Genomic DNA, 23,997 nt, shown 5'->3' on the forward strand with positions numbered 1-23,997 from the left:
AAAATAATTCTTTCAAAATAAAATAACAACCCTCCTTATCCGAGGGTTGTTATTAATAGCTTTTCGTTCACCTTTCATTCATTGCTGGTTTTAATCAGTTTCGATCACATATCCGCCATCGAACATATATAAACATGCGCCACTGACTTTTCGGTTCCATGCTGATTCCAATGCCTGCTTATAGAGCGAAAGTTGAAAAGAGTATTTTTCCTTGAAATAAGCAGTAATTTCCTGATCTGAATGAAAACGTCCAGTAATTCGATCCGTTTTATAGTCCAGAATGTACAACTCTCCATTTTCCGTTTCATATACGCAGTCCATTATCCCTTGCACAAATAAATATTCTTCCTTACTATTCCATTCTGAATAAATAGTAGAAGCCTCTATAGGATAAGTAAATGGCAATTCTCTTTTTATCCGCACTGACCTTCGTAATACATCTCCTATTTGTGAATTCAGAAAAGCAGTTATCCAATGAATATTTATTTGTTCTGCTTCCGTCTTCATCATTTTTTCTTCTATTACCAGCTTGTATATTTCTTTTTCCACTTCTTCCGCTGAAGTTATATTAAAATTAATGAACTGCATTAATTTATGCAGAATTGTTCCGAGTTCTGCAGGGTTGAAAGCTTTTTCCTGCACAAATTTCGGTCTGTCAAATGCTGAAGGGATTTGCACCAAGTTTTCTGCTGCATAAGGATCTTTTTCATATTCTTTTAATTCTGTGACAGACTGCTTTACTCTCGTTCTTACCGCATCATTAAAAGGATATTGCCAATCCAGCGATAAAGACTGTTTTTCTGACTTAGTCTCTACCGGCTCAAGATTCTCTACAGCACGCAGCCTGAAGTCTTTATCTGTCGAAACATCTTCTGTTAATGGCGCTTCTAATTCCCCAGCCTGTAAAACAGTAAATTTCCACCTGGCATTGCTTTCTAAATATTTATATTTTTCAGTGCTGAAATTCTGCAGAAATCTGTTTCCTTCTTTGCTGTTTAAAGCAGCAGGCATTATCCAATCCAGAAAGTTTTTAGCTTGAGAAAGCTGCGATTCCGGAACTTTTTCTCCAGGCATATAAGCAGTCCAGCCCGCCAGTGAATCTTCCAGCTGATCAACAGTCCCTGTAAGAATCAGCTTTTGTTCAGCCCTTGTCATCGCTACATATAGTATACGCATTTCTTCAGCTAACATTTCCTTACGAATTCTTTCCCGTACTACATAATAATAAATTGTAGGATAGGAAATTCTATGCACTGGGTCGATAAACCTGGCGGCAAAACCTAATCTTTTATGCTTAAGATACGATTTATTAACGTCCATCATATTAAATTGTTTATTCATTCCGGCTACGAAGACAACAGGAAATTCAAGACCCTTGCTTTTATGAATGGTCATTAACCTGACCACATCTTCCTGTTCCCCAATTGCCCTCGCCTTGCCGAGATCGTCCCCCCGTTCCTGCATTCGTTCGATAAATCTTAAAAAGCGGAACAATCCTCTGAAAGAGGTAGTTTCGTAAGCACGGGCCCTATCATACAAGGCAGTTAAGTTCGCACGTCGCTGCTTTCCCCCCGGCAGCCCTCCTACATATTCCAGGTAACCGGACTCTTCATATAATTTCCATATTAATTCTGATAACCCGTTGGATCTTGCTGCGTCACGCCATTTTTCCAGCTGCTGCAGAGCTGCTGCTGCTTTTCCTTCCGGTACAGCTTCAGCTTCCATCTTTAACGCAGTAAAATAATAATCTTCAGGGGCACGCAATCTTATTGTTGAAAGCATTTCTTCATCAAGCGAAAAAATAGGAGACCGCAGTACTGAAGCAAGCGGAATATCCTGATATGGATTATCTACGGTATGCAGCAAAGCAAGCATTACCTTTATTTCTATGGCTTCAAAGTATCCAGTACTTAAATCAGCGTAAAGAGGAATATCATAAAGTTGAAATTCTTCCATCATAGTTTCTGCCCAGGGCATGGAACGCATTAAAAGGACAAAATCCTTGTAAGTAACAGGTCTTTCCGTTTTCAGAAATTTATCGTAAATCATAAATTTACTGTCCACCATTTCCCGGATTTTCTCAGCTATTGCTCTTGCCTCAATTTGGGAGGTTTCCAGCTCTTCCAGCTCGCTTGTATTATTTTCTTTTTTTTGTTTGTCTACTATCAAAACTTCTGTACTCATAGTATCATTTTCACTAAATTCAAAATTACCCTGTTTTAATGCAGCCGCTTCATCATATTCAAGTTCGCCAAAATTCTCACTCATAATTTGGCGAAATACAAAATTCGTGGAAGATAAAACTTCTTCCCTGCTCCGGAAATTTTTTGTAAGATCCACTCTTTTCCCTTCACTCAGCTGCTGGTATTGCTTATATTTATTTAGAAAAAGTCCAGGCTCTGCCAGCCGGAAACGATATATGGACTGCTTCACATCTCCTACCATAAACAGTTGGTCGGTACCTGAAAGCTTGGTAAGGATCGTTTCTTGTACAAAATTAGTATCTTGATATTCATCTACAAGGACCTCTTGAAATTCCTGCTGATATTGAATGGCAATATCCGTTGGTGTTTCCTCCTGCTGCAGCAAAGCCAGACAATAATGCTCTAAGTCACTGAAGTCCAGAGAGTTTCTGGAAACTTTTTCCTGCTGAAAGAGCTGAGAAAACCGGTTCACATAAAATATAAGCTGCTTAAGGACAGGAGCCATCTGCTGCATATCTGCAGCTATAAGATCGCTGTCTGCATGGAAAAATGAATTTTCAACTGCCTCAAGGTCTTCACTTACTTTTTTGCGGATGGCCTGCACTTCCTTCTGCAGCTGCGGATCCATATCAGGATGATTTTTTTTAACTACACGCGGCAGAGATTCTAACTTTAGTGATTTAAAACTATTGTTTAAATCTTCCCATCCAGCTGCGTTTAAAAGAAAATTCAGTTGGTGAATATTGTTTTGAAGTGTTTGAACGTACATACCGGGTCCTTCAGGACTTTTTGATTTTTTTACAGCCAGTTCCAGCCTTGAAATACAATAGCTCAGTTTTTCTTTAACGTGCGCTGCTGCTTCCTGTACCCATGGAAGATTATCAAATTCCTCCGTACCAGATGATTCATATACTTTTATAATTTGATTCAGCCAGTTCTCAGGGTCTGGGTGGGAACGTGAAAAATGATATAATTCCAAAAATAAAACTTTCAGCTGGTCATCTGTACGATCCCCGGTAAAGTAATCAACTAGCTTAATAAATTCAGGATCTTCTCTGTATGCCGTTTCAATCATTTCTTCCGCTACTTCCTCTTCCAGCAGCTGAGACTCCGTCTGGTCAAGCATTCTGAACTGTGGATCAATTCCTAACTCATAATAATAAGTTCGGATCACATTCATACAAAAGGAATGAAGAGTCGATATACTCGCCCGCTGAAGTAAGGAAAGCTGCCTTCTGAGATGATTGGAGCCTGGTTCTTTTAATAATTCATTTTCAATAGCTTTACCTATTCTCTGCTTCATTTCTGCAGCTGCTGCGTTTGTAAATGTAACCACCAGCAGTTGATCCAGTGCAATATTATTTCCCGGATCAATAATTTTTCTGACTATGCGTTCTACCAGCACTGCAGTCTTTCCACTCCCTGCCGCGGCGGCAACAAGCATGGGGCGGTGCTCATCTGCGATCGCTTCCCATTGTTCATCTGTCCATTTTGAATCTGCAGGTTTATCCTTCATTTTTTGGCACCCCTCCCTCTTGTTGAATCTTCAGCATAACTTCTTCTTCAGATTTTGACTTTAGGACTCGATATTTATTTGTTTCAAGAGATTGATCAAACTGGCAGAAAGACCGGTAGGAGCAGTAGGTGCACGGCACATGCTGTTTTTTCTTGTAAGGCGTAAGTGAAATATCTCCTTCAGCAATTTTTTCTGCATATTGTTTCATCTGTCTGCGTACAAAATGCCGCAACAGCTCATAATTGTCCGGGCCGAGTACTTTCGACCTTGCTCCATGGGTTCCATCTTTTTTTACGTGAATAGGCGCTATTTCAGAAGAGCCATTGGAAAGTGACGTATCCGTAGCACTTATAACTTCAGGATCTGCAGATAGTAATCCTTTCATTTTAAACTGCTTTAAAATTTCTTTTTCTATCTGATCAAGCGTCAATCTCTTATCTGATTTCAGCATTGGATTATGAACGTGAAAGTAAAGTACACCTGCAGCATCAGTTTCTACATGCAGCCATTCATAAGAATGTGTAAGCACTACATCTAAATACACGAGCATCTGCATGGAGAGGCCATAATAAATATCTTCCAGCTTTATATCTTTATCACTTGATTTATAATCCACAATCCGTAAATAAACCCCAGAAGCTGTCTCGGCTTTATCCACCCGGTCTATTCTTCCAACTACTTCAACCAGGGCACCGTTTGCAAGTTTAAAACTGAGCGGAGGCAGGGTTTCCCCTTTCCCAAAACCAAGCTCCCATCCAGCAGGCACAAATTCACTTCGCTTAGATTGTTCAGCCATCATTACAGCAGCCTGGGATACTACATTTTTTAATTTATGCAGTATATATTTATAACGATCAGAGCTTTGGAAAATTTCCCTTTGGATCTGGGGAGCGAGGGCTTCTACAATATCATCGGAATATCTGATCACTTCAGCTTTAGATAATTCCCTGATATCTCCTCTTTCTTTCATTATTTTCGTAGACACATCTTTCAGCGCATCATGAAATAATAAACCGATATCAGGTGCTTCCAGCTTAAATACAGCTCTTTCTTTTAACTTCAGTCCGTATTTTGCATATTGGGAGAAAGGACAGGCGTTATACTGCTCAAACCTTGAAACACTGGCTTTTAACCGTTTGCCATATATTTTCTCTGCTGTTCCCTTTTTTAAAGTGTCCGGTAAATTCTTATAAAATAAGCTGGATACAAGCACTTCAAATCTTCTGCTTGGATTTTTCTCAGCAAACCAGTTATAAACATCCCACCACAATGGATGGATCGCATACCCATTTTTCCACTGCTGCAGCTGAACGGTAAGGTAAGATAATGATCTGTCTTCATTCGTGACAAACAGCTTCTCATGTTCTGTTTCATGTTCATGAGGGGATTCAAATTTTGTCTCTGCCTGAAGACCTTCAAGCCTTTCTGTAAGAACTCCGGTAAAGAGAGAAGGCTGCAAATTTTTCCCATCGGCATCCTGCAGGGAATAACTTACATAAAGTCTTTCTTCGGGCTGGGTCACTGCACGATAAAATAAGTAATTTTCCCCGAGAAGCTGTGCTTCCGCACCAGGTGCCAGATTCATTCCAGTCCTCTCCATTAAATTTCGTTCTTCCTCTGTAAGAAATCCTTCCTCTTCCGGCTTTCTTGGAAAGACCCCATCATTCATTCCTAAAAGAAATAAAATTTTTATGTTTGATAATCGGGAAGTTTCTGCATCACCAAGGACGACTTGATCAAATGCAGGAGGAATAATAGAAAATTTCATAGATTCCAGCCCGGAATCTATCATGTCACGAAAAATAGAGAGCGTTACTTTTTCTTCACCGCTTACTTCAACAATATCGTCCAGCAGCTGAATTGTCTCTTTCCACATCTGCTCATTTTCTGCTGCTTCTTTTAAATTGTTTTTTTCAATGGCTTCCCTGCTCATTTCTTCAAGCTTTTCCGGAATATCTGCAGCTTCTACAAAATCATAGAGCGCCTGTGCGTATTCTTTCAAATATACAGCTGTTTTTAACTTTTCCTGTAATTTCAGAACCGGCTCTGTTAATTTTTTTCGCATACTTTCTAAATCCTGAATTAGTGTATCTTCCTCTTCATTTTCCGTTTGCTCTGATTTGTTGGAAAACCGGTAGTTCCAGGGCTTTTGATCATACCAGCGTTTCCCTCGTATCCCGTATGCAAGCACATAATTTTCCAGCTGGTCTGCTAATTCTCTTTCTCTCACTCTGTCATTTGAGAACAAAAACTCAGTTTTTATAAGCCTGAACATCGCTTCATAAGGCCAGTTTTTTTCCACTGCTTCCAAACTGGATTTAATAAATTCAGTTAAAGGATGATCTTCAGCTGATCTTTTGCTGTCAGTAAAATACGGAATGTCTTCTAATGGAAAAATAGTTTCAACATAATCTTTATACCTGTTAATGTCCCTGCTTATCACAGCAATATCTTTATATCTGTATTCTTTCTTTTTAATAAGATGGAATATTTCTCTTGCTGTATGTTCCACTTCGGCCCTTGGATGAACTGCTTCCCAGAGGTTCACCTGGTTATTTACGATTTTTCTCGGGGGAAATGAATTAAAATCTTTTTCCAGATGTTCCAATTCCGGTGATATAAATCTTTTCTGTTTATTAAACTGTTTAATATAACATGGTACATCCGCTTCTTCTGCAAGCTGCAAAATTGTCTGTATTGTAGAAACTGGTTCATAAAACAAATCAAGCGGCTGCAGATTTTCTGAAATGGCAGGTATTTTGTCTGCTGTTAGTGCGATATGAAAGTCAGCAGATTGAATCAGTTTGTCAATTACATTCATTTCTATGGGAGTAAAACTATGAAAACCGTCTACATAAAAATCTGTATTTTCCTTAGCGCCATTTTTAATCTTTTCAGCTGCCATGTTCAGCAGATCCTCTTCTTCCACATGGACTCCCTGCAGCGTCTTCTCCATTGCATTCTGGATAATAAGAAAATCATGCAGCTTCGCTTTTAATTTTCTTTCAGAAGCTGATAAATTTTCGCTTTTTAAGAGTTCGTCATATATTTGCTGCATGGTCTCACAGGTCAGGTCATAGCGCTTACATTCAGTAAGCATTCTTTCTAACTGTGTAATGAATCCTCTCGATGTAATCGAATTTCCATATAGCTCCAGATTATCGGCAGCTTCTGCAGCTACTTTTCTAATCAAAGCGTGAATACCAGTTTTTGAAATTTGTTTTTTAGTTATACCGCCTTCTTGCTGAAGAAGCAGATATGCAAGGCGGGTAAAACTGAGCACTCTCACTCGTGTTAGACCTTTACCGGCACGTAAGAGCAGTTCTCTGTCTGTTTGAAAAGTCATCTGATCAGGTACTAGCAGGACGATGGGAGACCCATCGGGGTTATCTGTACAACGCTGAATTATTTCTGTATGCATCTCATAACTTTTTCCAGTTCCAGATCTGCCGGTGTAAATATTAATAGCCAAAAGAACACCTCTTTTCTTTAATACAACCGTATGTTCGTATATCTTTATTTTACCAGAGTTTTTAAAAACGAGGTAGGTAAACCTTAGCGTCTGATATCCTTTATACAGATAAGCTGTTTAAATTTAATTATTACTCATATTAATTAGTTTCCTTCATCTTATATACTATATCTGTCAGGAATATAAATATTATGTTCAACTCCTTAGGAATCTTTCTGCAGCGCTTCTTCTCAAATATTCTTTCACCGCACTACGCTGAAAGAATACAGGCTGTTGAAAAAGCATTTTTCTATATAAGTATTCGCTACTATGATTTTGTCTCCAAAGGGTCGCTTTCCGCAGGGAACTCTCTCAGCTTACCTGCCTTCTTAAAAGAGGAGCACGGCTTCGCTCATGCTTACTATATCTTCCAAGTAAAACACTTGGGAAGATATAAGAGTCGTTCATAATCCTCCAGGAGTTGACCTCCTGCGGCTGCAGCTGAGAAAAAGACGAGCGGGATTTAAGCGCTGTCTGAAGGTCCTTTCTTCTGCCCCAAGGGCAGGAGAAACAGCTAAAGACCAGACCAATCTTCCGCCGGGAAGCGGAGGAGAACCCAATGCATAGAAAGTCATAAATATACAATAACTCTTATTTTATAAACACTCTGTATTATTTCAGAATTTGCTGTTATGACCTTTACCTTCTCCTAAGACTTTATGATGCTGCACTTTTTAAAATATGTATTTACCTGCTTCAGCAACCCTCAGATGCACAGTAAAAATGCCCCGCACAAAGAGTATACTTTTATGAGGGGCATCTAGTTTTGCTTATATTATTTCTTATACCGCCATGGGTAATCATCCGATTCAGAAAATATTGCTTCTTTGCTTCTTTTTTTAAATCTTCTTTTAAGGTACATTGAGGCAGGACCGAAAAACCTGAGTACATCCATAGGAGTATACGTCCACCACCCTACTCCGGAAATATTGAGCATATGTTTATAATGTAAAATTGGATGCCGTTCAAATCTCTTTAACGCAAACATTCTCCCAAACTGGTACCACCTGAAAGACCACGCATAGCCAAGCGCAGAAAAGTGACTGAGCATGGAAATTCTGTCAGATCGTTTTTTGCGCACTCTTTCAAATTTCTTTAAATTTTTTGGATGCAGCTGATTATTTTCATACATCCATGCCAGGAGGTCTCCCAGATTTGCCCCATCCTGTATAGCTAAGTTCATCCCTTCCCCTGCCATCGGATGAACAGCGTGCGCTGCATCGCCAATAATAGCAGCATTCCCCTGGACGTATTCGTGAATATTATGCCTGATAGGAATCATCAGCTGAATTTGCTTCCAGGATGCTATTTGCGTTACGTAATCTTTTAATTCAGGCTCAAATTGAATAAAAGGATCAGTAAATGTATGAAGGCCTTCTTTCTTCATCCTATTATATTCACCAGGCTTTATTAACATCACACACCTTACTTCATTATTTGGGAGTGGAAAAAGTCCAATAAATGATTTGTGAGAGGCATACATTCGTGCCTCGGTATAATTGGCAGGCCTCGGAAAAGTTACTGTGAGAAAGTGATGGTTATACTGTGTAGTAACTAAATGCTGATTCATTGCTTTTCTCATTAGTGAAGCTCTTCCTTCTGCTCCTACAAAAAAGTCCGCTTCTACATCAATTTCCTTTTCCCCGTACTTCACGCTTGCTTTAGAAAACTTTTTCTTCTTTTGATCCATTTTTGTGAACTTCTTAAACACAGCTGGATTCCAATAATGGAAATTCTCAAGCTTCTCAGCTTCTTTAAATATAATTTCTTTAAGCTTTTCGTGGGGAATCATTCTGGCTTCTGGAAAAGCTGTTTCAAGCCGGTCATAATGTAAAGGGATATACATAGAATCGCTGATTGTTCCATTTTTATCTTCCTTCACTTCATAAGTATGAATAGTGGGTAGTGCGAGACTTTCTTTTAAAACATTATCTGCGATGCCCATTTCCTGAAAGTGAAGCAGTGATTTAGGCTGCAGAAGTTCCCCTTTGTATATTTTTCCAGGATTTTTATCTCTTTCTATCACCAGTACTTTTACATTTGATTGAGCAAGCCGAAGTGCAAGAGTTAAACCTCCGACTCCTCCCCCAATAATAACCACTTGAAATTTCTCCAAAATTACACCACCTTCTGCACGGTCACTTCTTATCAGTAATATCTTCTATATCCAGATTTCGTTTACGAAGCAGGTGTCTTACATACACAGGAATTGAAAGGGCAATCGCAAACATTAAAGCTGTTACTGCAATTAAACCAGGGGAAAGGTCTGCTAAAGAAGCTCCCAGTAAATTAAAAGCAATTGTTCCAGGAATTATCCCGATCATCGTTGCAGCAGCGTAAGTTTTAAAACGTACTGTGGATAGTGCAGCTAAGTAACTTACAAGGTCAAAATTAATTACAGGAATGATTCTCAGGGAAACTATATAAAATAACCCATTTTCTTCGATACGTTTTTTTATAAGTTCTCTTTTCGTGCCTTCTCCTTCAGTCTTTTTCTTTCGGACTTTTCTTATAAATAGAAAGGATAATATCCCGCCTGCTAAAGAACCAATATAAGTAACAAGCGGACCGATAAACGGCCCGAATGCCAGCCCCCCTGCAATAGCTAATACTGAAGAAGGAAATAATAGAAAAGGCCTGATGCTAAAAAGCAATATAAATATAACCGGCGCTAAAATTCCAAAAGAAAGTAAAAAATTCTGAAGCTCTTCTGCTTCTAAATTCAAATACGTAGTATTAATATAATATAGAGCAATAAGTATAAATAATATCAGACCTGCTCTTAAAAATACGTGCAGCTGCATGAACGTTACTCCTTCTTCCTCTATATCCGTTTTAATTGTATATTAATCATTGTTCCAAACGCTTACTGCATTATCCACCGAGTAATTATCGGGATTCAACTCTGTTTCACTTTCCAGAGCAAGTGAAGCAAGCTCCCTGCCTAGATAAGGACCTGCAGTTAAGCCGGAAGCTCCCAGTCCATCGCCTATATACCCGTTGACGGTATCCGGTATCCGCCCGAAAATCGGTAAAAACCCAGGTGTGAAAGGTCTCAGCCCCACTCTTGTTTCAATTATTTCGGCGTTTTTCAAACCAGGAGCGAGTTCCAGGCAGGCATTGATAATTTCCTGTTGTCCGCCGACAGAAGCCTGAGTATTATACCCGCTGTTATCTTCTCTAGACGCTCCAAAGACTACATGACCTCCTCCAAAATGAAGAAGATAGTATTCGCTGTGCGGCATTACCACGGGCCAGGAATCATTTTCTTGTTCAATTTTCATATGAAGAATCTGTCCTTTTTGAGGTGTTACAAGGCACTTGTAACCCAGCGGCTCCAATAATTTTTTGGTCCATGCCCCCGTAGTCACAACTGTTTTATCAGCGTAATAAGTATGCTTTTTATTAACTGTTGCACCAATTATTTCCTTCTTTTCTTTAATAAGTTCAGCTTCTCCATGTATTATATTTACACCTAGTTTTACCGAAGCCTGCAGTAAAGCATTTTTAAGTTCTCTGCCGTCTACTCTCGCAGATCCTGTAATGTGAACTGAACGATATCCTTCCCTCAATTGCGGGAAAAAAGCTCTCGTTTCCTTTTCATCCAGCAGCGATATTTCCCCTATTTCTGGAGCTGTTTCTTTTCGTTTCACTGCATGGTTATATTTATGTTCCAGCCTTTCATCTAAATCATGAAGATGAATCGATCCTACTTTTTTATATCCTGTATTTCTTTCATCATATTCAGCAAGACGGCTGATCAGTTCAGGGTAAAATTTTGCGCCTCCCCGCGCCATGTTGTACCAGTCTTTATTTCTCCGCTGCGAGAGCCAGGGACCAATAATTCCTGCCCCGGCATTTGTTGCCTGTCCTTTATAGGAAGAATCAATTAAAGTGACTTCCGCTCCTTTTACAGCTAAATGAAAAGCAGTAGAAGCCCCAAGAATTCCTCCTCCGATTACATTGATTTTTGTCATAATATCCTCCATTATTCCGATTCCTATCCTCCCCATTTTAGCGAAATGAAAGTATATTCTCAAACATTTGCCTGATAAGAAGTAAAGATTGCAAAACTTTATTTTTTCTGGTAGTGTGAAATTACAAATTAACATTACTTCAAACAATTGAAGTGAGTTTAGAGGCGCATTGTTTAAAATTAGGTAAATGGAGGGAATGGGGTCCCTAAGATATTTACTGAAAGGAAACATTGCCGAAGCAGACTGTTTCACCATGAACGGAATGCTGGGGTTGGACTGAATAAGTTCAACACTGTCATATAGTCTTAAAATCGGACTGTATGAAGGGCTATCTCACGCTGGATAAACGAAGTTTACCACAGCAGCTGAGCCTTTCAAGCTGCTGTTTTTTCGTTTTTAAAGCCAATGATTTAGCTCTATTCAAAGCTCTGTCGTTCCGGCAGAAAAATTATTGAATAGAGGGTGGATTTTTATGAATTTTGGAAAAGTTATTACAGCTATGGTGACTCCTTTTGATGAAAATGGAAATATTGATCTTCAGGCACTTCGTGAACTGATTAATCACCTTATTGCAAATGGTTCCGATGCCATTGTAGTAGCAGGAACTACTGGTGAAGCACCTACATTATCTCACGAAGAAAAAGCAGCTTTATTCAAAAATACAGTTGATTTTGCAGCTAATCGGGTACCTGTTATTGCAGGCACGGGCACAAACAGTACCTATGCAGCTGTAGAATTAACTCAGTTAGCAGAACAGGCTGGTGTAGATGCTGTCATGCTTTCTACCCCTTATTATAATAAACCTAATCAGGAGGGAATGTATCTGCATTTTAAAACTGTAGCTGATGCAACTTCTCTGCCTGTAATCCTTTATAACGTTCCCGGGAGAACGGGAGTACATTTAGACGCTTCTACAACGATTGCTTTAGCTGAAAATGTTGATAATATAGTTTCCATTAAAGATGCGAGCGGAGACCTGGATCACATGACGGCTGTAATCTCCGGCACACCGGAAGATTTCACTTTGTACAGTGGAGATGATAGTCTGACACTGCCTTCCGCTGCCGTGGGAGCAGCAGGAATCATTTCTGTAGCGGCGCACATTATTGGTAACGAAATGCAATCGATGCTGTCTTCCTTCCATAATGGTCAGACTGCCTATGCAGCCCAGCAGCACCGCGAACTCGTGCCTGTAATGGACGCGATGTTCAGCGCGCCTAGTCCTTCTCCTGTCAAAGCAGCACTTGAAATGGTTCATGTGAAAGCAGGATCCGTCAGACTGCCGCTGACTCCATTAACTCAGGAGCAGGAGCAGCATATTTATCAAATTTTACAAAGAAAATTATATTCTTCTGCTGTTTAATTAAAAGCATACCAGGTTTTATCCTGGTATGCTTTTTTTGTTTTCAAAGAGATTACCTTTCTTGAAATATAATTTATTTTAAAAAGAGATTTCAAATTGCTGATTCACATTCAATGAGGTGTTGTCTCCGGCTAATTACTCTGCTGCTTTCTTACTCGAAATAAAGTCTGAAAAGGTGATCATTACCTCACCTTCCTCTACAGTTCAGCAGTGCAATTCTATTAAGAAACTACCTTCCTTTTGTTTTTCTATAATGAATCGCATTTATTTCTGCACCTAACAGTAAGATTGCACCTGTAAGGAAGAACCAAAGCATCAATATAATAATTCCTCCCAAGCCTCCGTAAGTAGCAGAAAAATTACCGAAGTTGCTAATGTACAAGGAAAAACCAAATGAAGCTAACATCCAGCTGACTGTAGCAATCAATGCACCAGGAAGGACTTTTTTAAAAGGAATTTTCATATTAGGTGCAACTTTATAAAGAATAGAGAGAATTAGAGTAATAATAATCAAGGCTGCAACCCACCTGCTTATTTGAAAGATGAGTTCTATTTGTTCCGGAAGGTTTATAAAAGATGTCACTAAATCCAGAATAGCCTGTCCGAAGATGGGCAGAGTCAGTGAGACCAAAAAAGAAAAGATAAGCAGCAGCGTCATAAGTATGGACAGTGCCCGGTGCTTAATAAACGTACGCCTGGTTTTAACATTATAGGCAGTATTAATCGCCATGATAAAAGCGTTCATTCCATTAGAGGCCGACCATATAGTTCCTATAATTCCGAAAGTAAGCAACCCCCCATTAGGAGTGGAAACGGTATCTATGATTGTATCTTCCATTACCTCCATCGCTTCAGCCGGTAAAAATTCTTCTCCATACTCTATAATTTGCTCAGGCTGAAACTGGAAATAAGGCAGAATTGAAATTATCAGGATTAACATAGGGACAATCGACAATAAATAATAAAAAGCCTGCGCAGCTGCCAACAACGGAGCCTGGTCTTTACTCCACTCTTTTTTAATTTCTAAAAAGTATTCCTTTAAAAATACATACATGTTTATCCCTCTTTTTATCAGTTTTTTGAATATAGATAGTTTGTAAGATATTTTAAAGTTTAACAGTACGAATCAGCTTTATCACATTAGATTATTGTGTGTTTAAAAAAATTATAAGTTATGTAAATTAGAAACAGATTCAGGCTTAACCTATTTACAGCTTATACTAACAAGCAAAAATCGTTTAAGTTTTAAAATTAAGCAGAACAAAACTGGTGAAGATACATTTAATAGAAGGTACCTTCCCTTCTTAAAACTTTTTTTAAGATGTCTGGAAAATTAGTTGTCTGCTCATAAAAAAAGAAAATTCCCTTAAAGGCTGCAGGAATAAGAAAGTGAGAAATTACATCATCCCACTCTCTTCCACAGCTAAAAGAAATCTTCTTTCTCAGCATCATTTGTTCAAATAAAAAAGGTTTCAAATGTAAAAACACATTGGGGAACCACCTTTTTTATTGAAAATGCCGGTTAAACTGTATAAATATTACCTTAGGTTCGGATACTTTAGTTTTAATAAACGATATACATTCTGTACTATCACTTTAGATACAGCGTAAGCAGGAATGGCAAGTATCAGTCCTATTAACCCTGCCAGGTTTCCAGCCAGTAATAGTAGAAGGATAATAGTTAACGGATGGATATGCAGTTTATGTCCCATTACATTCGGGGATATTAAATTACTTTCAATCTGCTGAATAACCACAATACCTAATATCACCCAAAGCGCTGTAATTGGTGCATCAAAAAACGCTACAAATACTGCTGGAATCGTTCCAATAAAAGGACCTACGAAAGGAATTAGATTTGTCAGCATTGCAACAAGAGCTAATACTAACGCATAATCTAAACCAATAATTAAATATAAGATTAATGAAAGTATACCTACACAAAAACTCACGATAGCCTGTCCCTGAATGTAGGCACTCAAAGTGCCGTCCATTTCACTCATAATTTTTTTACCTTCGTCTTCCTGATCGCTCGGGAGAAAGCCCAGAATACTTTCAGGCAGCTTTTGAGCATCTTTTAAAAGGAAAAATAATACAAAAGGCAGTACAACAATGAGCATGATGATACTGAATATCATTCCTAAAATGCTTGCTATATTCCCTCCAAAGTTAGCAGCTATCTGCGTAAGGTTATCAGTAATTACAGATGGATCGAAATCTTCCAGGAGCTGATCCCCCTGCACCATCTCCATCCATTCACTGGTCATCATGTCGTTAATCCATTGTTCGACAGAGCTGATGATATTAGGTACATTATCGGCAAAGTTCTGAGCCTGCCTCACTATAATAGGACCCACAAAAGTTACTAATGCAGCAATCGCTCCAATAAATGTTAAGAAAATAAGTAAAATCGACACTACAGTCGGCATGTACTTTTCTAGTAAATTTACCAGCGGCCTTAAAATATAATAGAGTACTCCCCCGACGATAATAACTGGGGCAATTGATGACAATGCTACTGTAATCGGCGTAAATATAAACGGTACTTCTACCGCTAAATTAATTGCCAGTAAAAGTAGGACGATGCTGTATAAAAACAAAAACCATTTCGACTTAGGCATACATTACTCCTCTCTGCCAATAAATTCTTTTGAATTTTCCCCCTGTTCCATGGAAAATTTCATAGGGTGGTTATTTAAATCGATTCCATCACCGGAAGAGGGATATTTACTTCTGTCAGGATCATACTGATATACATATACTAATAAAATAAATGTTTCAGCAGCCCCTGTACTGACACTGATGAAATATTACCCTTCTATGACTCTTACCCGCTTTGCCTTAAAAGTATTATTTGATTTGTGAATTCTTTCATATAAGTTTTTTATTTTAATAGTATATTACGAATTATTTTAGAATAAAGTGCTCACAGATTCATTTGTCTGGACGCGTCTGATTCCTTCCGCTAATAATGTTCCCACAGAAAGAACTTTAATTCGTTCGTCTTGTTTCTGAGCAGGTAAAAATACAGAATTAGTTATCACTACTTCTTTTAAATCAGAATCTCTTATTCTGGATACTGCCGGCTCCGACAGTACGCCATGTGTACAGCATGCATAAACTTCCTTCGCACCCAGATCTATTAAAGCTGAGGCCCCGGATGTCACTGTACGTGCTGTATCAATCATATCGTCTATAATTATTGCTGATTTTCCTTTAATGTCTCCAATGATATTTATTCCGTGAACGGAAGTTGTTTCAGCGGTTCTTTGCTTATCGATAAATGCAATCGGTGCATCCAGCTGATCAGCTAAGCGCCTTGCTCTTGCAGTTCCTGCATTTTCAGGAGCTACTACCACGATATCTTTTAACTTCTTTTTCAGAAAATATTCTGATAATAAGCTGTTTGCTCTTAATTCATCCACAGGGATATTAAAAAATCCCTGAACTTGTGCAGCATGAAGATCAAGCGTCAGAATTCTCGTTGCTCCAGCAGATTCCAATAAATTTGCAATCAATTTTGCTGTAATCGGTTCCCTGGAACGAGCCTTTCGATCCTGGCGTGAATAGCCATAATAAGGAATTACAATATTAATGGATCTGGCAGAAGCACGTTTTAATGCGTCAATCATGATTAATAATTCCATTAAATATTCATTACCTGGTTCAGAAGTAGATTGAATCAAATAAGTATCATATCCTCGGACAGTTTCTTCAATATTCATCTGTACTTCCCCATCACTAAAACGTGTAATTGAAGAAACACCCAGGGGCATTTCTAACTTATCTGCAATTTCTTCTGCTAATTTTCTGTTTGAATTTAAAGTAAATAATTTCATATCATTTTGCATAATAATCCCTCCAGCATTATATCAATGTTCTCATATTATCATATGCAGTAAGCTTTGTCGGTACTTTTCCATTTTTCAGATTGATTCCTTCGGAGTTTCTTCTCACTCACAAAGTAAGGTATACTAAAGATTATTACGAAAATAACAGGGAGGGAGAAAAAACTTAGTGATGATAAAACATATACCAAACGGAATAACCTTATCCAATCTGTTATTTGGATTTATGTCTATAGGTGCAACAAGTATTGGAGATTATCAGAATGCTGCGATATTTATATTGATAGGAATGATGCTTGACAGCATGGATGGATGGACTGCAAGAAAATTAGGGGTAGAATCCACTTTTGGAAAGGAACTCGACTCACTTGCAGACATTGTCACCTTTGGGGCCGCTCCTGCTATGCTGATATTCGGTACAACTTTTACAGACCTTGGTTTTATCGGATTACTCATTGCTGGTACGTTCCCAATTTTTGGGGCAATTCGTCTTGCTAGATTTAACATTGATTCCGATACTTCCACTAAAAGCTACTTTACAGGTGTACCGATAACTGCTGCAGGAGGGATCATCGCTTTATTAACTTTATTTAACTATGCACTTCCACAGGCAGCTATCTCTGCAGTATATATGCTTTTATGCATTTTGATGGTCAGTAAAATTCCAGTTCCCAGTTTAAAGAATGTTCCGATTCCTAAGTATACGATAATTATTACGGCTCTTCTTATTTCAATCATAATTGTAACCCGGTACAATGCAATGATTGAATATTCAAATTTAATAATTGTAGCTATTATATTATATATTCTGTTTCTGATAATTTTCCTTTTTTTAAAGAAAAAACGAATAAAAAGAGCAGAGGACTATGGCAACTGACGGTCATAGGTCCTCTGCCTTTTTAATTTTTCTGCAGTCTAACATGCTGGAAAACCAGCAGTAATTTATTTCTTAAATAACAGGCTTCACTAATTGAGAAGGTGCTTGGCACAGTGTCCACTATCTTTACACAAGAAGCTCATAATAGACAAGATTGATTTATCAAGCACTTATTATCTTTATTTATCTTGATCGGAATCTGAAGTGCCATGATCCATCGCGTCATTTAAGTGACCCTGCCGCAGGCGGTCTCTTTGGCCACTCTGCATAGTACTCGTTACTTCTTCCTCCACAGGTCTTCTATTTTCCTGGAGCTGGTCACTGTATTCAACCTTTGTTTTAGCAGTAGGCTGAACCTCCAGACGTTCTTCAGGGATTTCTTCTCCACTCACCTGGCATATTCCATAAGTTCCTTTTTCTATCTGCCTGAGAGACTCCTCTATTTCAAATAACTCGTTTTTCTGATGATTAGTCAGAGCTTGCTCTGTATGCCTGTCCGCTAATTCAGTACCTTGATCTGCCGGATGATTATCATAGTTCGATAGTTCTTCATCATCAAGCGGATCGACTGTGGAATCAGTTTTTAATTCTTTTTTTCTGCTTTCCAATATCTTTTTAAATTTATCCAATTTTTTTTGTTCCATGTGGAATTCCTCCTTGTAGAGTCTCATAGATGTATATTCACCTGATCTTCCACATTTAAACACGAGGTTGATAAATAGATTAAACTGACAAAATTTCTGCTAATCGGATAAGTTCTTTATCGAGTACTTTGTCTTCTTTGAGAGCTTCATCAATTTTCTTTGAAAAAAGTTTATTTTTTCTGACTCCTATCACGTGATTTGAAACCCCATCCTTTAACAATTCAACCGCTTTTACACCCATTCTGCTGGCAAGCAGCCGATCATCAGCTGTAGGATCTCCACCGCGTTGAATAAAACCCAGCACAGTAACTCTCGCATTTTCTCCAGTGGAAGCAAGTAACTCCTCCTGCAGTTTGGAAGCACTTCCTGCTCCTTCTGCGAGCATAAGAATATGGTGAAGTTTTCCTCGTTTTTTTCCTTGATTCAATTTATTAATAATCGTTTCTATAGAAACTGGATCTTCAGGAACTATTATGCTTTCCGCCCCTCCGGTAACACCTGCATACAGTGCCAGATCTCCACAATATCTCCCCATTACTTCGATTATTGTAGTTTTCTCATGAGAAGTGGAAGTATCCCTGATCTTGGTAACTGCATCAATCACTGTGTTTACCGCAGTATCAAAGCCAATAGTATAATCTGTATAAGCGAGGTCATTATCTATAGTAGCTGGGATGCCTATCGTCTTTATTCCTTCTTCCGTTAATTTTTCTGCTCCTCTGAATGAGCCGTCTCCTCCTATTACTATTAATCCTTCAATCCCTATGTCCTTTAAAGCTTCCACTGCTTTTAAACGTCCCTCTCTGGACATAAACTCTACTGAACGGGCAGTTTTTAAAAAGGTTCCGCCCTTATGTATGATATCACCTACGGAAGAAGCATCCAGTTGAAATATGTCCTTATGGATAAGTCCTTCAAAACCTCTTTTTACACCATATATCTCCATATCAAAATAAATGCTCGCTCTTACTACTGCTCTTATTGCAGCATTCATTCCTGGTGCGTCTCCTCCACTTGTTAATACAGCTATTTTTTTCATCTGTTAATCCCTCCACTTGTGAATCTTTGTTAATTCTACAAACTTATCTTACCTTTTCGACTGCTCTGATGCCAGAAAATTTATTCATACGTCTACAGATTCTTTTCCAGCTGGCTATAGAAATATCCACTTTACAGAACATTTTCATTTAAAAAGTATATTATTTTAATAATTTGGACCTACTAACGTCTGTTTTGGTGTTGAAAACCCCTCCTGACGTGGTGACCTTCTTCAGCTGTTCCCTTATTTTTTCCGGTCTTTTTATCCTCAGGCGTATAAACCTTCCTGTTAATATAAGTGTGCACAGCAGAAACAGGCGTTTATTTTATATAGCATAGGTAATAAAAAATGAAAACCGGCAGACACATGTGGAATATCACGGAAGATGGAAGTCTGAGCTGTAGAGGTTCTCCAGAGCCGGACAGCAGAAGCGAAATTTTCTCCTGTCACAATGAAAACTACAGGCAGATTAAACTGCACTATGAAAGAGGAGGCTGTATATGAAAGGAAGGTTGTTCTTTCTATTTCAACTACTTATTAAGGTGAAGAGCCTCTTTTCAGCAAAACTTTTATTTTCAAGGCAGCTTAGGTTTTGAATATGCCTGTATTATCTGAAATATCTTTCGTTAATTGCTCGAGCGTTCCTTCATCATTAACCGCGAAGCTATCAGTTCCCCGGTCAATAACGTGTCCATGTACTAAATATGTTTTCATTCCACAGTTTCCTGCTGCCATATCTTCTTGTTTATCGTTCCCGACCATCACGCAATCATTTGTATTTACTCCTAATTCTTCAGCAATCGACTGGTAATATTCAGTATGAGGTTTTGTGTAATAACTGTTCTCGTAATAGGTTACATGATCAAGCGGTAAATCTTTTAGTCCCGCCCATTCCAACCTGTGCTCAATGGCTACTTTTGGAAAAACAGGGTTCGTGGCTATCGCTACTTTATATCCTTTGGTCAGCGCAGTATTTACAATTTCTCTGGCACTTGAAGTAGGAGAAGTTAAATAAGAAAAAGAAGCAAAATCATAATTGTAAAAGTTATCCAACACAGGCCAAATTTCATCTTTTTCCACCTCAGCAATTGGTAGAAATGCATTCATAAATACTGTTTCATTGGTTTTTGCCGCATCTTTGTTTGACATCATAGCTTCTGTGCCGGTCCACAAAGCTTTAATAAACTGGTCCGGTTCTACAATATGCGCGACTTTTGGTGCTAGTTCTTTTGTGTAATTTTTAATGAATGCTTCCGTATCCATAGGGAGCAGTGTACCATCAAGATCAAATAATATAGCTTTCATATGAATTCGTTTCTCCTTTGCCAGTAAATTATTATGTAAGAAAGGATGTCCCATATATGAGACATCCTTATCAAATTCTTCTTATACTATTCTTTTCCTGCAGAGGCCTTTGCTTTTTTACGGTCTTTCTCCATTTGCTTGCTTCGCAGCTGGCCGCATGCAGCATCAATATCCGATCCCTGCTCATGACGCACACCACATTGAACGCCCTGCTTCATCAGAGTGTCAAAGAAGGTAAGGATATTACTTTTTCTGCTTTGTTCATATTGAATATGCTCATCCACCGGGTTGTAGGGGATAAGATTCACATAGGAAAGCTTTTTCTTGTCTTTAATTAGCTCAGCAAGCTCCAATGCAGTTTCTTTACTGTCATTGACTCCGTCCAGCAGAATATATTCGAAAGTAATTCTGCGGTTCGTTTTTTCTAAATAGTAATCTATCGCTTCCATTAACTTTTCGATCGGCTGTGCTTTATTAATTTTCATTATTCTCGTACGCATTTCATTATTAGGCGCATGGAGAGAAACAGCCAGGTTGACCTGAATATTTTCATTTGCAAAGTCATAAATTCTTTTGATAATCCCACTTGTTGAAACCGTAATATGACGGGCTCCTATTCCAAGGCCGCGGTCACTGTTAACTACCCGTAGAAAGGCCATAAGATTTTCGTAGTTGTCAAACGGCTCTCCAATACCCATAACTACTATATGACTTACGCGTTCTTCTTTCTCTTCTTCATCCATTGCTTTTTGCACATGCATGATCTGCTCAACAATTTCTCCCGCTGTTAAATCTCTGCTCTTCGTCAGCAGTCCGCTTGCGCAGAAACTGCATCCGATATTACATCCTACCTGTGTGGTTACACAGACGGAAGATCCGTAATCGAACCTCATTAAAACTGTTTCAATAAGATTCCCGTCTTTCAGACGGAAAAGAAATTTCATAGTTCCATCCTGTGATACCTGCTTTGAATGAACATCCAGCGTCTGCAGTGTAAATGATTCTTCCAAAACTTCAATAAGTTCCTGTTTCACATTTGTCATTTCAGAAAAACTATCAATTCTTTTTTTATATAACCAGTCCCATACCTGTTTCGCACGGAAAGCTTTATGGCCGCGTTCAACAAACCAATCTTCCAGTGCTGTAAAAGTATAACCGTAAATAGACTCTTTCATGGTAAACCCTCATTTCTTTAATCTCGCGTAGTGCTCCGTTCATTTAAAACCATGTGCCATTATCTCAAGCTATCATAAAAAAAGCAAGTATATTAATTTAACTCTTCGAACCCTTCCAAAATATCCTCCATATCAATAGCAAGACCAACCCGCTGTGATTCTGTATCAAATTGAATATTGGAAGTAGCATAAATTACTCCAGTTACTTCCCCATCCTCATTAATTACAGGACTACCACTGCTGCCCCTGTAAATTGGAGCCTCAAGAGCAATGACATCACTTGGTTTACTGTTTATAGAAACATGCTCCAAAATCATACCTCTATTCGCTATATAATTAAAAAATAAAGGGTTTCCAATTACAACTATATCTTCATTTTCTGTCCAGGCTGTTGACAGTGAGAGTTCAGGGTGGGAAAAGTCATCGCTGTCAACTGTCAGCAGTGCAATATCCAGTTCTTCACTTTCATCTTCTACTTCAGCAAAATAAGAATCACCGTTTTCAAAGTGAACCGTGATTTCTGCACCGTCCCTGATCACATGTTCATTTGTCATTATTCTGCCTTCGTCAAATACAAATCCTGTTCCTTTGGAATCTTCCGTTCTTACTACGACAATTGATTCTTTATAACTTTGAACCTCTTCATTATCTGACAGCTCTCTTGCATTTTCTAAAAATTCTGCAGCTGGAAAGTTAAACAGCTGGGGCCATACTGCAAACACGTTTGCTAACAAAGCTACAGTAACTACTGATGCAATAATAACCTTAAAAAAACGCTTCGTTTTCTTCGGCTTCTGATTTTCGAGTTTTTCTTCTTCAGGAGGATTGAAAAATTCTTCTTTCGTTAAATAGTTCTCCCCATCGAAAAACAACTCTTCTTCAGATTCTTTCTTCTCTTCTAAATCTTCCGGCTTTTTGTCTTTTAAATCCTGATTTTTATCATCGTCCTTGTTATAATCTGACACTTGCTACCCTCCGTTATACATTAAAAAATCCGATCTTTCAAAATGGATCGAGCAACGTGAACTCCAGAACTGGAAGCTCCGATAGACCCTGCTCCGGGGAATACGTTATCCCCACACAGCCATATACCCTGAAGCGGTGTTCTGTGAGAAATGGCTCTTTGCAAAGCGTTCTGAGGTGTCTGGGGAAATCCACCAACCGCTCCCCCTTTTCGCTTTGTATACCTTTCCCAGGCTCTAGGTCCACCACTTAAACCATGCACCACTGATTCAGTAAATCCGGGAAACTTTTTTTCCAATATACTCAATACTGTTTCCTGGATTTGTTCAGATAGTTGATCATATTCTTCTTTTGTATTCCAGTTTAATAAATCAATATGGGTGGATATAGTAATTGACCTGTATCCTTCAGGCGCTCTTTCTATGTCACCCTGTTCCGAAATTGATACAAAAAAATGATTGCCTGCACTGACGGGTCCTTCTGGATTTACCAGAATTTGTTGAAAAAGCGGTGTATCAGCCGGAAATATATCTTTTGTACCTAAATATAATGTAAATGCCCCCCACTGTTCATTTGAAGAATCTTTTCCTTTAAAATGAGGCTTCAGCTGATCATAACAATGCTGCGGAAATAAGTCTTTCGTATTTTTAATTGGCATATTTAAAATTACTTCATCTGCCGGATATTCATTTCCACGATGATCTTTCACCAGCCAGGCTGGTCCGTTGCATATTCCCGGTATGATTTCAGTAACTCTTCGCAATTTTTTTGCAGTTCCTTCGTTTCTTTTCAGAGATTCAATTAATTCTTCAATTACCTTAAAGAAACCACCTTTAATATACCAGACTCCTCTATGATAAACATCCAGAGCGGTACATCCCATTAGCAGTGAGCATGTTTTATAACCTGTCTGCATACTATCGATTAATACACTATCCAGGAATTGAGTAAATGTTGTTTCATCTTCTAGACGATGTTTTTTAACTAATTTATCAAGTGAAGAATGAATGTGAGGCATCAAAAGCAGAGAGTTGATGGTAAACCCTCTGCGGACGGCCATTAATTCGTGCAAACGTTTAGGATACAATACAGGAAAATGTTCCATATAAGTCCTTGTGAGAGAAGCATAAAACCAAACTTCTTTAAAAAAAGCTTCTATTCTTTCTGAAGCTTCAGGAATATGCCTCGACCACATTCTTAAAAACTGTTTTCTATTTTGGTAATAGGGAATGTGCTCATTTCCTAAATGGATATCCATTACTTTATCAAGTTTACTGATATCGACGCTGATATTTAAATATTTATTTATCTGATCATGGACACCGTTCCGTTCAAACCCCATAGCCAGCGTAGCTCCGACAGGAAATCGAAACTTATTTCTCTGGAATTTCCCTGCGCTGCCTCCCCATTCAGCAGCGGCTTCAAGCAGAGTAACTTGCTGTCCCTGCTTCTGAAGAAGTGCCCCTGCCGTTACTCCGGCAAATCCTGAACCTACTATCACAATTTTTTTGCTCACTTTAACTCACCCCTGCCAAAACTAATACTACCAGTATAATTTAAATTGTTTTCCGAGAA

General features: G+C 38.5%; 16 protein-coding genes and 1 riboswitch. Of the genes, 2 read left to right on the forward strand and 14 right to left on the reverse strand.

Annotation, left to right across the window (positions count from 1 at the left end; genetic code table 11):
• Positions 1 to 90 precede the first annotated feature (90 nt).
• The 5 genes from addA to BLP92_RS02690 form a co-directional block, all read right to left on the reverse strand.
• Positions 91 to 3,720, reverse strand: a complete 3,630-nt coding sequence (gene addA, locus BLP92_RS02665; protein ID WP_090840315.1) for a helicase-exonuclease AddAB subunit AddA — start codon at positions 3,718 to 3,720, stop codon at positions 91 to 93.
• Positions 3,710 to 7,192 (reverse strand): helicase-exonuclease AddAB subunit AddB, encoded by a 3,483-nt coding sequence (gene addB, locus BLP92_RS02670; protein ID WP_175444154.1) that lies wholly within the window; start codon positions 7,190 to 7,192, stop codon positions 3,710 to 3,712. Before addB ends, addA begins: the two co-directional genes overlap by 11 nt.
• An 814-nt stretch (positions 7,193 to 8,006) precedes the next feature.
• On the reverse strand, positions 8,007 to 9,347 hold the full coding sequence (locus tag BLP92_RS02680) for an FAD-dependent oxidoreductase (RefSeq protein ID WP_175444155.1): 1,341 nt from the start codon (positions 9,345 to 9,347) through the stop codon (positions 8,007 to 8,009).
• A 22-nt stretch (positions 9,348 to 9,369) separates the two neighbouring features.
• A complete protein-coding gene (locus tag BLP92_RS02685; RefSeq protein ID WP_090840322.1) occupies positions 9,370 to 10,035 on the reverse strand; it encodes a TVP38/TMEM64 family protein in 666 nt (221 codons plus the stop codon).
• 42 nt (positions 10,036 to 10,077) lie between these two features.
• Positions 10,078 to 11,208 carry an NAD(P)/FAD-dependent oxidoreductase gene (locus BLP92_RS02690; RefSeq protein WP_090841062.1) on the reverse strand — a complete coding sequence of 377 codons (1,131 nt, stop codon included), beginning with the start codon at positions 11,206 to 11,208 and terminating at the stop codon, positions 10,078 to 10,080.
• Positions 11,209 to 11,359: 151 nt separating this feature from the next.
• Positions 11,360 to 11,547: riboswitch (Lysine riboswitch) on the forward strand.
• A 133-nt stretch (positions 11,548 to 11,680) separates the two neighbouring features.
• On the opposite strand from BLP92_RS02690, the gene dapA reads away from it, so the two are divergent.
• Complete coding sequence (gene dapA / locus BLP92_RS02695) at positions 11,681 to 12,571, forward strand: 4-hydroxy-tetrahydrodipicolinate synthase (protein ID WP_090840324.1); 891 nt, start codon at positions 11,681 to 11,683, stop codon at positions 12,569 to 12,571.
• Positions 12,572 to 12,800: 229 nt separating this feature from the next.
• On the opposite strand, the gene BLP92_RS02700 is transcribed toward dapA, so the two are convergent.
• From BLP92_RS02700 to BLP92_RS02715, 3 genes are all read right to left on the reverse strand, one after another.
• The gene (locus tag BLP92_RS02700) at positions 12,801 to 13,625 is read right to left on the reverse strand and encodes a YihY/virulence factor BrkB family protein (protein WP_090840326.1); all 825 of its coding nucleotides are present in this window, start codon (positions 13,623 to 13,625) and stop codon (positions 12,801 to 12,803) included.
• A 484-nt stretch (positions 13,626 to 14,109) separates the two neighbouring features.
• Positions 14,110 to 15,192, reverse strand: a complete 1,083-nt coding sequence (locus BLP92_RS02710; protein ID WP_090840330.1) for an AI-2E family transporter — start codon at positions 15,190 to 15,192, stop codon at positions 14,110 to 14,112.
• A gap of 291 nt (positions 15,193 to 15,483) precedes the next feature.
• Complete coding sequence (locus BLP92_RS02715) at positions 15,484 to 16,422, reverse strand: ribose-phosphate diphosphokinase (protein ID WP_090840332.1); 939 nt, start codon at positions 16,420 to 16,422, stop codon at positions 15,484 to 15,486.
• 169 nt (positions 16,423 to 16,591) lie between these two features.
• Between BLP92_RS02715 and pssA the strand changes: the two genes are divergently transcribed.
• Positions 16,592 to 17,296 carry a CDP-diacylglycerol--serine O-phosphatidyltransferase gene (gene pssA / locus BLP92_RS02720; protein WP_090841064.1) on the forward strand — a complete coding sequence of 235 codons (705 nt, stop codon included), beginning with the start codon at positions 16,592 to 16,594 and terminating at the stop codon, positions 17,294 to 17,296.
• Between the two features lie 179 nt (positions 17,297 to 17,475).
• Here the strand turns inward: pssA and BLP92_RS02725 are convergent, their stop codons facing one another.
• From BLP92_RS02725 to BLP92_RS02750, 6 genes are all read right to left on the reverse strand, one after another.
• Positions 17,476 to 17,940: a TraR/DksA C4-type zinc finger protein gene (locus BLP92_RS02725; protein ID WP_175444157.1), complete on the reverse strand. Its 465-nt coding sequence runs from the start codon at positions 17,938 to 17,940 to the stop codon at positions 17,476 to 17,478.
• Between the two features lie 79 nt (positions 17,941 to 18,019).
• Positions 18,020 to 18,979 (reverse strand): 6-phosphofructokinase, encoded by a 960-nt coding sequence (gene pfkA / locus BLP92_RS02730; protein WP_090840336.1) that lies wholly within the window; start codon positions 18,977 to 18,979, stop codon positions 18,020 to 18,022.
• Positions 18,980 to 19,564: 585 nt separating this feature from the next.
• Positions 19,565 to 20,284: an HAD family hydrolase gene (locus tag BLP92_RS02735; protein ID WP_090841066.1), complete on the reverse strand. Its 720-nt coding sequence runs from the start codon at positions 20,282 to 20,284 to the stop codon at positions 19,565 to 19,567.
• Positions 20,285 to 20,370: 86 nt separating this feature from the next.
• Complete coding sequence (gene rlmN, locus BLP92_RS02740) at positions 20,371 to 21,459, reverse strand: dual-specificity RNA methyltransferase RlmN (protein WP_090840338.1); 1,089 nt, start codon at positions 21,457 to 21,459, stop codon at positions 20,371 to 20,373.
• A gap of 92 nt (positions 21,460 to 21,551) precedes the next feature.
• Complete coding sequence (locus tag BLP92_RS02745) at positions 21,552 to 22,424, reverse strand: S1 family peptidase (protein ID WP_090840340.1); 873 nt, start codon at positions 22,422 to 22,424, stop codon at positions 21,552 to 21,554.
• A gap of 20 nt (positions 22,425 to 22,444) precedes the next feature.
• Positions 22,445 to 23,938 (reverse strand): phytoene desaturase family protein, encoded by a 1,494-nt coding sequence (locus BLP92_RS02750; protein WP_090840342.1) that lies wholly within the window; start codon positions 23,936 to 23,938, stop codon positions 22,445 to 22,447.
• Between the last annotated feature and the right edge of the window lie 59 nt (positions 23,939 to 23,997).

Origin of the sequence: Alkalicoccus daliensis (assembly GCF_900103955.1) — a bacterium.
Lineage (GTDB): Bacteria > Bacillota > Bacilli > Bacillales > Salisediminibacteriaceae > Alkalicoccus > Alkalicoccus daliensis.

What these genes read in the sequence shown, in the direction of transcription:
- addA (WP_090840315.1), bottom strand. Translation starts at nt 3,720, where the DNA reads ATGAAGGATAAACCTGCAGATTCAAAATGGACAGATGAACAATGGGAA.
- BLP92_RS02685 (WP_090840322.1), bottom strand. Translation starts at nt 10,035, where the DNA reads ATGCAGCTGCACGTATTTTTAAGAGCAGGTCTGATATTATTTATACTT.
- BLP92_RS02690 (WP_090841062.1), bottom strand. Translation starts at nt 11,208, where the DNA reads ATGACAAAAATCAATGTAATCGGAGGAGGAATTCTTGGGGCTTCTACT.
- dapA (WP_090840324.1), top strand. Translation starts at nt 11,681, where the DNA reads ATGAATTTTGGAAAAGTTATTACAGCTATGGTGACTCCTTTTGATGAA.
- BLP92_RS02700 (WP_090840326.1), bottom strand. Translation starts at nt 13,625, where the DNA reads ATGTATGTATTTTTAAAGGAATACTTTTTAGAAATTAAAAAAGAGTGG.
- BLP92_RS02710 (WP_090840330.1), bottom strand. Translation starts at nt 15,192, where the DNA reads ATGCCTAAGTCGAAATGGTTTTTGTTTTTATACAGCATCGTCCTACTT.
- BLP92_RS02715 (WP_090840332.1), bottom strand. Translation starts at nt 16,422, where the DNA reads ATGCAAAATGATATGAAATTATTTACTTTAAATTCAAACAGAAAATTA.
- pssA (WP_090841064.1), top strand. Translation starts at nt 16,592, where the DNA reads ATGATAAAACATATACCAAACGGAATAACCTTATCCAATCTGTTATTT.
- BLP92_RS02725 (WP_175444157.1), bottom strand. Translation starts at nt 17,940, where the DNA reads ATGGAACAAAAAAAATTGGATAAATTTAAAAAGATATTGGAAAGCAGA.
- pfkA (WP_090840336.1), bottom strand. Translation starts at nt 18,979, where the DNA reads ATGAAAAAAATAGCTGTATTAACAAGTGGAGGAGACGCACCAGGAATG.
- BLP92_RS02735 (WP_090841066.1), bottom strand. Translation starts at nt 20,284, where the DNA reads ATGAAAGCTATATTATTTGATCTTGATGGTACACTGCTCCCTATGGAT.
- rlmN (WP_090840338.1), bottom strand. Translation starts at nt 21,459, where the DNA reads ATGAAAGAGTCTATTTACGGTTATACTTTTACAGCACTGGAAGATTGG.